Genomic DNA, 11,922 nt, shown 5'->3' on the forward strand with positions numbered 1-11,922 from the left:
CCAGCAACTTTGACGTATTTAAGCCCCAGTTTTTCTTTAAGCGATAATGCCAAAGGTAAAAGCTCCATGGTTTCTTCCAGCTCTCCGACCCGGCCAAGTCCCTGCTTTTGTATATAATCAGTGGCCGAGTCCTCATCAGGGCAATCCCCCCTTTTAAGCACTTTAAGATCCGTCAGTCCAATGCGGAAAGCAAGGACATCGTTGATACCGTCTGCGGCGCTGTCAAAATTGGTATGGGGCCATCGTTTCCATGACCTTGATGATATCAGCTACGGTTGCAGCCATAAAATCGCCTTGCGATAATATTTTGGGTTTTAGATTTAGCCTTGTTCGGGATTTCCGCTACGCTCCAACAAGCATCCAGAAATAAAAAAGCGTGATTATTGAAAACAACCACGCTTTGAGTTCCGCACTTTTAGATAAAGCTTCCAGTGCAGTATTATATTTTGCTTTTTTATCAATTTACACCCAACCAGGATAAACCGGAAATTCGAAGCACGAAATTCGTAATTCGAAATTTTTAACTTCAAAACGTTTTATACCGAATTTTAGTTCTCTTAGATGCATTTGTTTTGTTCATTTGAACTTTTGCCACATTAACAGGACTGGTGGTTTATTATGAATAGTGAGTGGGCCCACCTGGGATCGAACCAGGGACCTACCGGTTATGAGCCGGTGGCTCTGCCAGCTGAGCTATGGGCCCTCAAAATTTGCCGTAGGCGTTCACAGGTTCAGGGTTCAGAAGTTCAGGGTTGTTTTTTTTGTTAACCTCTGAACCCTGAACCTCTGAACGGTTACAATCTGTCAAATGTGTAGACCTGGCCCCTCTATAGTTTCTGAATATTATTTTGTCAAGTTTTTAACATCATTTGCAATTCAAACAAAACACTAAACACCAAACACATGATGAATTTGCCTTTTTGCAAATTCATCATTTTTACGTCTGTTCAATAAAACTTTTCAGCTTCCGGCTTCTGGTGGGGTGCCTTAGTTTTCTTAGTGCTTTGGCTTCTATCTGCCTGATCCTTTCACGAGTGACTGCAAAATCCTGCCCGACTTCTTCTAAGGTATGGTCCGCCTTTTCCCCGATTCCAAAACGCATGCGCAATACTTTTTCCTCACGCGGCGTCAAAGTCGCAAGAACTTTTCTTGTCTGTTCGGCAAGGTTCAGACTGACGGCGGCGTCCGAAGGCAGCATAAACTTTTTATCTTCTATGAAATCCCCCAGATGACTGTCCTCCTCCTCACCGATGGGTGTTTCCAGAGAGATAGGTTCGCGCGCAATCTTTAAAACCTTGCGCACCTTTACCAGTGGAATCTCCATTTTTTGGGCAATCTCTTCCGGAGTAGGTTCTCGACCAAGCTCCTGAACCAGATACCTGGACGTGCGTATCAATTTGTTGATGGTTTCAATCATATGGACAGGAATCCGTATTGTTCTTGCCTGATCAGCAATTGCCCGCGTTATGGCCTGTCGTATCCACCAAGTAGCATACGTACTGAATTTATAACCGCGGCGATATTCAAACTTGTCCACCGCTTTCATAAGGCCTATATTACCTTCCTGAATCAGATCCAGAAACTGCAGACCTCTGTTAGTATATTTTTTGGCAATACTTACAACCAGGCGTAAATTTGCCTTGACCAACTCACTTTTGGCCAATTTGGCTTTTAATCGCCCTTCTTCAACTGCTGAAACAACTCTTTTTAACGTCCGGCTTTTAGCTTTGATAGTAAACGCCCTCTCCGAAACCTGCTTCTGGATCTTTTTTAGGTCCTGATAGAGTACATCCATCTCCTCTTTTGTCAGGCTGCAACGATCCTTGACCCATTTTGTAAAGCTGCTTTTAGTTCTTAAATTAGCGCGGAGTTCCGTAACCGGAGCATTAACAACTTCGGCACACATTAAAATCATTTTATTCATGGTATCAAACCATTCGATTTGTTCCCTGATCAGCTTGTAAATGTTCTCCATGACTCCGATTTCAAGGCGCCAATCTTTCAGAGAATCAAATATTTTATTATTTCGCCGAGTTACACACCTCCTAATCCGACGTCGTTCATCCGGATCGAGATCAGATAAAAAAAGCTCTTTCCGATAGGCCTCATTTTCTTCATTAATCACCTTAATTTTACCAACAGTGTTTAAAAAGTTTTCGATTTGGAGCGCTTCATCAACATAGTTATCTCCTTCTTCAATATCCCTGATATCCCTTAACACATGCTTGGGACGCAAAGCACCGTGTCGAATATGTTCGCCTAACTCTAAAATACAATTTACGCCTGTTGTCGTATCTATCAGTGCTCTTAAGACTTCTTGTTCTCCGGATTCGATTTTTTTGGCGATTTCAACTTCGCCTTCCCTGCTCAAAAGGGTTACAAGTCCCATCTCGCGCAGATACATCTTAACAGGATCGGTTACCTTGCCGAAATCAACGCTGGAAGTAGTACTAGTAACGCTTTTTTTGTTTGCAGGTTTTCTTGCGCCGGGTATCAATTTGGTTTTCTTTTCGTCTATAATTTCTATATCGTTATCATCAAACAGAATGAGTGTGTCATCAATCTGATCCGGAGAAAGCATGGTATCCGGAAGGGCTTTATTAATTTCATCGTAAGTTAAATATCCCTGCTTTTTCCCTTTCGAAATCAAATCCTTTAAAGCCTTCTTGGTAATTTTCCGTTTTGTACCGGATTGTTTTGCCATAGAGTTTAAACCTCCTGCAGACCTAATAGCTACTTGATGCTTGTTGGAGCGTAGCGGAAATCCCGATTTATCGGGGATACTTGATGCGGGTTCCCCGTTCAACGTTCTAGGTTCAACGTTCTAGGTTCAACGTTCTGGATTCTACGTTCCAGGTTAACCTTTGAACCCTGAACCTCTGAACCTTTGAACCCTGAACCTCTGAACCTTTGAACCCTGAACCTCTGAACCTCTGAACCCTGAACCTCTGAACCTCTGAACCTAACTCTGGTTATTTTTGCAGTGCCATTTTTTGTTTATCGCTTAACTCTGCCCTTTTTTGCATTTCTTCCAATAACTTTTGAACCAACTCAACATCATTGGCCTTGTCAGCTGCCTTGATTTTATCAAGCAAAGTCTTTTCATTCCTTCTGCGGCTTAGCACAAAGCGTGCTAAGATATTGCGGCAATTCTTTTGATCCCAGGAATCCTCTACTATTGATATATGGGATATTAAATTTCTTTTATCATCGTCATCAATCAAAGACATGATATCGGATATCCGGCTTTGCGAGTCGTCCTTGTATGCCAGTACCATCTTTCCTATCGATCTTAAACTATCGTCACTAAAAAGATCCAGTATGTTCTGTTTGCTGATTTCAGGTAATATTTGCGGATATTGGAGCATCATTTTTATAATCTGCTGCTCAAGCCTGTCCCACTTTTTAAACTCTGTTTGTTTGTGAAATCCGCCCAGAGCGTCCTTTTTGCCGGCCGGCGTTGCTCGAACCTCTTCTTGAACAGCGGCTTCATCAACGCCGACGCGCTCAGCAAGTTCTTTTATATATAAAGACCTCTCCACTTTGTCGGAGACGGTGGAAAGTGGTTCTTTAAGGTCTTGCACGATACGGATTTTCCCTTCGTTCGTAAGCCCGTGTTTGTTGACGGCTGAGTCTATTAGAAAAGGCATAATCCCTTTCGATTTGGAAGCGATTTTCATAAAAGACTCATGCCCGAATTTCATAATGAAAGAGTCGGGATCATAGCCTTGGGGCAACACGATAATACGGGCATCCACTTCTTCTCTTTTAAAGGTTCCAATACTACGCAGCACGGCCTTAATACCGGCTTCGTCAGAATCATATACCATGACCATTTTGGTAGCATATCCTTTAAGAAGCCGGACATGCCCCGGCGTGAGTGACGTACCTAAAGTGGCGACAGTGTTTTCGATGCCGTGCTGGTGAAGTGCCAAAAGATCAAAATAACCTTCGACGATATAAACCGTATCATGCTGCCGGCAAGGTTGTTTTGCTCTTTGAATGCCGTAAAGGCTGCGGCTCTTGTTGTATAAGGGTGTTTCCGGAGAATTTAGGTACTTGGGCAGTTCATCATCCATTACCCGCCCGCCAAAACCAACCAGCTGCATGTTCACATTGTATATCGGAAATATAATCCTGTTTCGGAAGCGGTCATAAAAACCGTCTTTACTCTTTCTAGATACTATCAGGCCGGCTTTTTCAGCCAAGGCCGGTGTTATCTTTTTTTTTAAAAAAAAATTCGTTAGATTGTCCCACCCCCCAGGCGCATATCCAAGATTAAAATTATCAAGAGACTCCTTGCTAATCCCCCGCCCATTTAGATATTGCATGGCGATTTTGCCTGCAGCACTGTGCAGCAACGCCCTGCGGAAATAATCCATGGCCATCTGATTGATGGCCAGCAGGCTTTCCTTTTCGCTGATCCGTCTTCTCTGTTCAGGCGACATTTTTTGTGTCGGGATTTCGATGCCGTAACGCCTGGCAAGTACCCTAACCGCTTCAGGAAAAGAAAGCCCCTCCTGTTGCATTAAAAATCTGAAAACGTTCCCTCCCGTGCCGCATCCGAAACAATGGAATATCTGCTTTTCCGGACTTACCGTGAAAGACGGAGTTTTTTCAGCATGAAACGGGCAAAGTCCCACGTAATTCTTGCCCGTTTTTTTCAAAATCACCAATTCCGATACGATATCGACGATATCGGCGGTGTTCTTTATTTCCGAAATTTTGTCTTCTGGGATATAAATTGCCAAAACCTCCATCACTATGGATAGGAAAGACTGACAACAACTGGAAGATCATTAATGTGATGAAGCTTTGCACATATATTTATGTGCTCAAACTGACGAATACTAAGAACTGGTTTTATTTGAAAGAAAACTAACATAAAGAGACTGAGTAACCGACAACCCTTATAATATTTTAACCGTAGATTATAAATATTTTATTTAGCTTTGTCAAGAAAGTTTGTTGAAACTTCAATGGCTGCTTTTAGACTTAAACTGCCGCTGTATAAAGCCCTGCCGATGATAACGCCGACGACACCGACGGCCTCAAGCGGCATAAGCTTTTTGATATCCTCAATCGTTGAAACGCCGCCCGAGGCAACCACAGGTATGGACACTGCCTCGGCGATACGACGGGTCGCTGCAATATTCGGTCCGGTCTCCATTCCATCCCTATTGATGTCGGTAAAATTAATAGCGGCAACACCGCAATCTTCAAACCGCCTGGCAAGGTCAACGGCTTTTATCCGGGTTGTTTCGGTCCATCCTTCGATTGCAACCAAACCGTCACGGGCATCAATACCTACAACAATTTGAGCTGGAAAAGACTTGCAGGCATCCTTGACAAACGCGGGGTTCTTTATAGCCTCGGTACCGATAATGACCCTTTTTACGCCCAGATCCAGGTACATTTTAGCTGTTTTTGCAGTGCGAATTCCGCCACCCACTTGGATATAAGCCTTGACACTATCAATGATTCTTTCGATAGAATTCAGGTTTTTCGGGCTTTTCTCAAAAGCGCCGTCAAGGTCAATTACATGAATAATTTCAGCCCCTTCACTTTCCCAGCGCTTTGCCATGGCGGCCGGATCATCGGAGAAAACCGTTTCTGAATCAAGGCGTCCCTGAAAAAGCCGCACACATTTACCGTTTTTGATATCAACTGCGGGTATAATAATCATGTTGCGGGTTACGGGTTGCGGGTTGCGGGTTGCTCGTTTTTCATTTCTGACTTCTGACCTCTGACTCCTGACCTCTGACCTCCAACCCCTGACCTCTGCCTTCTGTTCACTGCCTACTGCTTACCAATCACTGGATACTGATCACCGAATCCCGAAACCTGAAAACGATTGCAGGATATCTTCGAGGCCTGCTTGAGCCATTTCGCGAGCGGTTATCCAGCTTGCTTTTCTTTTTAAAAATGTCTCAAGATGTAAAAGGTCTTCAGACAGTGACTTTTGGGTTTCATTAAATTGACCGGACCATAACACCCGGCCGTCGGCTACACGGATCAAATGGATATCGAAGGCCACCGAAGCAGGCGATTTAACCGCATAGCGGGTTCCAACGCGCTCTCTGAAACGGTAGATATATCCTGCCAAAACAGCATCGGCATTTAAAGCTTGCCCGGTTTCAACCAAAAGGGCACGTTCCGATAAGGTGTCTGCATCGCCATGCAGCAACTTTGACAAAACCCCCTGAGCCTGACCGGACGGCACCAGTTCAAAATCGCCTTTATTTTTTAATGCGGAATAGAGACTATCGCTCAGGAACTCCATGGCACCTTCCGCCACCTCTCCGGTCATCACTATGCTGCCACACACCGGACACCTGACACTTACACCCGCTCCATACACTGCGGACATGTCTCTGAGAGGTAGGATCAGGAGTTTTTCCATGCTGAATGAAGTATCAGACGATTCCGTAACAACTACATTCGTTTTGCAGGCTGTTAACAACAACAGCACAACAATGAAAGCTTTATGGTAGGCGTTCACAGGTTCAGAGTTCACCGTTCAGGGTTACCTTTCGTAAGCGTTCAGAGGTTCAGCGTTCTGGGTTCAACGTTCAAAGGTTCAATGTTCTGGGCTAACCTTTGAACCCCTGAACCCTGAACCTCTGAACGCTTACATTTTTTTTACAGAGTACCTTTAGAGGAGCGAATCCCCGTTATCCGCTGATCATAAGAAGTGGCCTGATCTAAGGCTCGGCCGGCGGCTTTATAAATAGATTCGACGATATGGTGCTCATTTCCACCGTAAAATACATTAACATGCAGGTTCATTCCGCCTTTGGCAGCAAATGCCCTGAAAAATTCCTTGGAAAGGGACGTAAAATTATTCCCTCCGGGATCAGCCGCCTGGGGGGTATTGTAAACCAGAAAAGGGCGTTTTGACAGATCGACGGTTACCGAGGTTAAGGCGTCGTCCATTGGGGTAACCGCATGGCCGAAGCGCTTGATACCCTTTCGTTCGGCCAGAGCTTTATTAAAAACATTCCCCAGCACAATCCCAACATCCTCAACCGTGTGGTGGAAATCGACCTCAATATCGCCCTTGGCACTGATAAACAGGTCAAAAAAACCGTGAACTGCAAATAAGGTCAGCATATGGTCAAAAAAAGGAATTCCTGTTGATATCTCATTTTTCCCACTGCCGTCTATATTCAGCTTAATACGAATTCCGGTTTCTTTAGTCTTGCGTTCAATCTCGGATATTCGTTCCATAATCCTTCTTTGTGCCTTTGTGGCTGAACTGTTACGGTTTAATCAGTTTTAGTTGTTAACCAACCAAACCAATGGAACCAATTTAACCAATAAAACTGAATCATTAAGGTTTATAATTCATCCCCTTCTTTGTGCCTTTGTGCCTGCGTGGCTGAACTGTTACGATTTAAGGGAAAACAGTTGCTGGAATCATTATTCTAAAGTTATAATTTTATTATGGTGGAGATGAAGGGATTTGAACCCTCGACCTCGGCGTTGCGAACGCCGCGCTCTCCCAACTGAGCTACATCCCCACTAAATTATTTAATTTTGATAATATATCAAATTGCAAAACGTCGGTCAATTTATAAAATAAAATCTGTATTTTTAAGGCAAAACTTTTCATAGCCACTATTTTTTGTTCCAGAATTTCTGTTTAGGATCTTAGACTCAAACAGGTTTTTTTTCAAGTAATTCCTTGGCCAGACTGATATAGTCTGTTGCGCCGTAGCTGCTCTGCCTGAAGAAAATCACCGGTTTGCCGACCCCGGCGCTTTCCGCAATTGTCGTATTAATTCTTATTACAGTTTCGAAAAGCAGGTCCTTGTATCGCTCGTCCGTTTTAAGCTTTTCCATGATGCTGTGGCTTATTCTGGTCCGACTGTCAAATAATGTCGCCACAACCCCCGTTATAGCAAGACCCGGATTGATTTCGTCCTTGATGGAAGCAATTGTATCAAAAAGCTCATCCAAAGCTTCATAAGCATAAGGATGTGTCTGGCACGGCACAATAACTTCTTTGGCATAAGCAAACACGTTGACTGTCAGCAGCGAAAGGCTTGGCGGTGTGTCAAGGAGAATGAAATCATACTTTGCCGGAACACTTTCAAGGGCTTCTTTTAACCTGTTTTCTCTGCCTGCCACATCGACCAGCTCAACCTCCGCTCCGGCAAGATCAGTATGGGAGGGAATTAAATCAAGCCCCTCCCATCTGGTCTGCACAATTACATCAGCGGCCTTAACCGCCTGTTGATCCATGATAAGATCATAAATCGTCGGCATTCCCTCATGCACTTCAACACCCAGACCTCTGGTGGCACTAAACTGAGGATCCATGTCCACAACAAGAACTGTTTTGCCTTCCTGAAGCAGAGCGGCTCCAAGGTTAATAATTGTTACGGTTTTACCGACGCCGCCTTTTTCGTTTGCAGCCGCAATAATTCTGACACGCTCACCTCCCATGATTACCTCCTCGTTCGTCATTGGGTAATAGTTCAGCCACCAAGACACAAAGTCTCTAAGATTATAATACTAATTTAAATTGTCCGATTGTTTTTATTGTTTAATTAGTTTTATTCGTTAACAAACCAATGGAACCAATACCAATAAAACTGAATCATCAAGGTTTATAATCCATACTCTTTCTTTGTGCCTTTGTGCCTTAGTGGCTGAACTGTTAGGTCATTGGTCGGTAGAATCGATTTCCTTCCTGACCGCCGTTATCTTTTGGCTGATTTCCTGAGAAATCTGCTCCATTTCTTTCAGAAGTTCGGACGTGCGCTGCTTATCTAACTTTTTATTGCTGATTAGAGCGACTACATTGGAAAGATCGGCAACGTATGCTTGAAACCGATCCAAAAGGGCATCATAGAGTTTGTTTGAAACCGCCTCAACCAGTTTGAAAATATATTGAAATTTTAGATTCTCCTGATAATCCTTAAAAAAAAATATAATTGACCGCTCGGTTTCACGCTTCATTTGCAAAACACCGTCTTTCAGGGCAAGTATCTCTGATTCATTTTTGCGCTGAACAGGCTTTTTGATTAACCTCTTGAAAATTTTGACCGCCGTATAAAACCCAAGGCGTACGACAGCTTCTGTTTTCATTCTTACGGTGTATCGCAGGGATGCCACTGCCGGCGGAAACGACAGCCCGATCATACTCTTGATCGAATCCATATCCGGCAGACTGATCTTTGGCGGTCTCTTTTGTAAACAGCCGACACCAGAGCTTTCCATCAGATTGCTATATGCAGCCAAAGCATCCTGAACCATCAGTTCGTACGGTTGGGCAATCGAGTTAAGATGTTCCCTGATCCAGTCCTCTTCCTGCCTGATGAACCGGACTATTTCAGGGTTTACGCTTTCGGTCATATAAGAGTCTAATGCATGTTTGAATTCCTGAAATATTAAATATAGAGTACTTGAAAAACCGGCCTGTTTTAGGTTCTCTTCATGGTCATGATAAGATATTTGATAGCCTCTGATAAAATCAACGATATCTTTTAATATATTTCCGGTCCTAACATCAAAAAACCGATCAATATCCGCTTTAAGCTTTTGCTCTATCTTTTGGCGGGCACCGTCAAGGGTATTTTTTATCACTGATTTCATCTGATTCATGCTGCCCTGATGGTGCTTCAACTTTTCTATAATTTGATTTGCGCTCCCGGCATCTTTGGATAGAATGTTTTGATTTATTAAAATCCAATGATCAATCCCGGTTGAAATTACGTCCAGACGCTCAAGGTGGTTTTTTAGCAGCAACGAGTAACGTTCCCTGGTAAGTTTATGATGTAAAGACTCTTCAAATCGTGCGGTTTCTCTGTCAGAAAAGGCTGCCAACTTCCTTTCCTGCTCCCACTGATCGAGCCTGGATCTGTTTTTAGGCGGCAGGTTGCTGCGATGTTCTTTGAAAAGGTTGTAAAGTGCTGAAAAAGAATAAATCTCAGGATCAGGTTTAATCGATGAAAGCTCTTCTTCGACCTTTTTTATCAGAGCTTGAAAGTCGTCAATGGACTCATGTTCGCTGAAATCGCAGTTCACCACAAACATGATGTTATGCATGATTCCCATTTTCTTGATCATGGATAAAAATTTGATATCAGCTTCACGAAGTCCTGTTCTGCTGCTAATCACATAGGCTATGAAATGTGTCAGTAGCAGATAATCTTGAATCATGGCAATATGAAGCGGATTCGGGGCGTCGCTTCCCTGACAGTCGGCGATTTCTATATCACCGTCAAATTCTCCGGAATTGATCTCAAGTTGAACATCTTTCAAATAAACCGCCAGAGTCTCATCGCCCACAAAAGCCCTGTGCTCTTTAAAACGGTCATCTTTATACTGTTGCACAACGTTATCTGAGGAAACGATCTCTTTTATTCTCTCGTATCCTTTAAGGTAGAATGATAGTTGCATGCTGCCGGCATTAAGAACACCTTTGGTGATAAGTTGCTCGGCACTCAAAGCGTCAATGGCCTTTTGAAGATCCGCCCTTTCTTTTTGGCGTCTGATGTCAAACCCGTCATTCTCTGAGCGCTGGTTCAATACCGGGAACATGACCAGAGCCTGCCGCATATCGGAGTTAATCTCGCTCCAGGACTTGAAAAGAAGTTTGGCCTTAAGAAATTCTCTTCTGCGAACACGCGTAACAATAGAAGTGACAACTCCGGCACCCCTTTTTAAGTAATCACCTTTAAAAAGAGCATTGATAAATGTACTCTTTCCGGATTTTATAGGACCGACAACCGCAATTCGAATAATCTCATCTGCTATCTGCTTGTTGATGCCGCTACATGTCTTTTGCCAGTCGCCAAAGGTGTGATCCGCCCTTCCCGTAATTGATTGCGCTTTGGGAAAAAGCGAATTAACTTTTTGATTTATTTCCAAAAGTTCTTTTTTGAGTGATGTATATGTATCCATTTCAAAGAGTCTGATCTGTTTAATCAACCCTAAATTGAGTAAAACTCAATTAGGTGTTATCCGTTATTGGTTATCGGTTATTGGTTTTATGTGAAACCTAAAACGTTCGCAAAAAGTCGTTTTTTGATTTTTTACTTAGCCTTTCGCTTATTAGATCCCGTCCCGCTTTAAGCGGGACGGGAGTTTCATAAAATCGTAACACGATTTTATTACAATGTATAAAATTAATTGTCAAAACGATTTCCAATCTTGCCCTCCACCTGAAAACGGGTCTCCTTGGATTGAAGCTCCCGGCGCCTTGCATCTTCGGCAAACCCGGCAATCGTTCAATTCAAAACATAATATCTTGTAAAATCCATGGCTTTATGATACGATAGGCGGAATTTGTTTGTGAACAACCTAATTATAGGATGGAAACTAAGCTATAAAGGGGAAATTGATTTATGTCTGAAAAGCATCCTGAGTGCCCGCTTTACAATCCCTTAAATTGCAAAGAGTACTACAATCCCAAGCTTTGTGCTTTTGTAAGGAAGGATAAGGTCTGTCTTAAAAAGAAAAAGCCAAAACCAAAAAAAAAGCCTAAGTCCATCGATTCATAAATTCGATAACGAATTTATTCACTCAGGACTTAGTGCTGCCTGCGACGAGCCCTTCGGCTGTGAGCCTTTCGGCAGTGAGCTCAAGGCCGAACTGCTCAGGGTCGAACGGCTACATTCGGCCTGAGCTCATGTCGAAGGCAGCCGAGCCGAGTAAGCAAATACGCAAACTTAACATCCTAAAATACGTTACAGTAGTTGCGAATCGAAGCACTAAGCTTCTGTCCGTTTTTTGATGAGCCTGTAAACTTCTTTTCGATGGATTATACCGAGAATTAAAATATCGTCACTGGAAACCTTGAAAATAATACGGTAATCTCCGACTCTTAGCTTCCAGTATCCTTTAAGGGTTCTTTGCAACGGCTTTCCATAGGCTTCAGGTTGCGTGGCAAGCCGATTTTCGATGGCTCTC

The 11,922-nt window shown here is 43.2% G+C and carries 9 protein-coding genes and 2 tRNA genes; all 11 read right to left on the bottom strand.

What is annotated here, in order from left to right; translation table 11 throughout:
* Positions 1-269, bottom strand: a 269-nt coding sequence (locus V3S16_RS05920) for a Nif3-like dinuclear metal center hexameric protein (protein WP_413883760.1), incomplete at its 3' end; no start/stop codon positions are given.
* Between the two features lie 361 nt (positions 270-630).
* Positions 631-703: transfer RNA gene (locus V3S16_RS05925), tRNA-Ile, on the bottom strand.
* Positions 704-937: 234 nt separating this feature from the next.
* Positions 938-2,704 (bottom strand): RNA polymerase sigma factor RpoD, encoded by a 1,767-nt coding sequence (rpoD, locus tag V3S16_RS05930; protein WP_413883752.1) that lies wholly within the window; start codon positions 2,702-2,704, stop codon positions 938-940.
* 268 nt (positions 2,705-2,972) lie between these two features.
* Positions 2,973-4,751 (bottom strand): DNA primase, encoded by a 1,779-nt coding sequence (gene dnaG / locus V3S16_RS05935; protein WP_413883753.1) that lies wholly within the window; start codon positions 4,749-4,751, stop codon positions 2,973-2,975.
* A 191-nt stretch (positions 4,752-4,942) separates the two neighbouring features.
* Complete coding sequence (gene hisA / locus V3S16_RS05940; protein WP_413883754.1) at positions 4,943-5,686, bottom strand: 1-(5-phosphoribosyl)-5-[(5-phosphoribosylamino)methylideneamino]imidazole-4-carboxamide isomerase; 744 nt, start codon at positions 5,684-5,686, stop codon at positions 4,943-4,945.
* A gap of 141 nt (positions 5,687-5,827) precedes the next feature.
* Positions 5,828-6,517 (bottom strand): hypothetical protein, encoded by a 690-nt coding sequence (locus V3S16_RS05945; protein WP_413883755.1) that lies wholly within the window; start codon positions 6,515-6,517, stop codon positions 5,828-5,830.
* Between the two features lie 125 nt (positions 6,518-6,642).
* A complete protein-coding gene (hisB, locus tag V3S16_RS05950) occupies positions 6,643-7,230 on the bottom strand; it encodes an imidazoleglycerol-phosphate dehydratase HisB (RefSeq protein ID WP_413883756.1) in 588 nt (195 codons plus the stop codon).
* Between the two features lie 217 nt (positions 7,231-7,447).
* A tRNA-Ala gene (locus tag V3S16_RS05955) sits at positions 7,448-7,523 on the bottom strand.
* Positions 7,524-7,659: 136 nt separating this feature from the next.
* A complete protein-coding gene (locus V3S16_RS05960; RefSeq protein WP_413883757.1) occupies positions 7,660-8,451 on the bottom strand; it encodes a ParA family protein in 792 nt (263 codons plus the stop codon).
* 219 nt (positions 8,452-8,670) lie between these two features.
* Positions 8,671-10,914 (bottom strand): dynamin family protein, encoded by a 2,244-nt coding sequence (locus V3S16_RS05965; protein WP_413883758.1) that lies wholly within the window; start codon positions 10,912-10,914, stop codon positions 8,671-8,673.
* A gap of 809 nt (positions 10,915-11,723) precedes the next feature.
* Positions 11,724-11,922, bottom strand: a 199-nt coding sequence (locus V3S16_RS05970; RefSeq protein WP_413883759.1) for a type II toxin-antitoxin system RelE family toxin, incomplete at its 5' end; no start/stop codon positions are given.

It is taken from the genome of Candidatus Desulfatibia sp. (assembly GCF_036446775.1).
Lineage (GTDB): Bacteria > Desulfobacterota > Desulfobacteria > Desulfobacterales > UBA11574 > Desulfatibia_A.

Bases quoted from the DNA above. Each gene is read 5' to 3' on its own strand.
- rpoD (WP_413883752.1), bottom strand. From the start codon at position 2,704: ATGGCAAAACAATCCGGTACAAAACGGAAAATTACCAAGAAGGCTTTA.
- V3S16_RS05965 (WP_413883758.1), bottom strand. From the start codon at position 10,914: ATGGATACATATACATCACTCAAAAAAGAACTTTTGGAAATAAATCAA.
- V3S16_RS05960 (WP_413883757.1), bottom strand. From the start codon at position 8,451: ATGGGAGGTGAGCGTGTCAGAATTATTGCGGCTGCAAACGAAAAAGGC.
- hisA (WP_413883754.1), bottom strand. From the start codon at position 5,686: ATGATTATTATACCCGCAGTTGATATCAAAAACGGTAAATGTGTGCGG.
- hisB (WP_413883756.1), bottom strand. From the start codon at position 7,230: ATGGAACGAATATCCGAGATTGAACGCAAGACTAAAGAAACCGGAATT.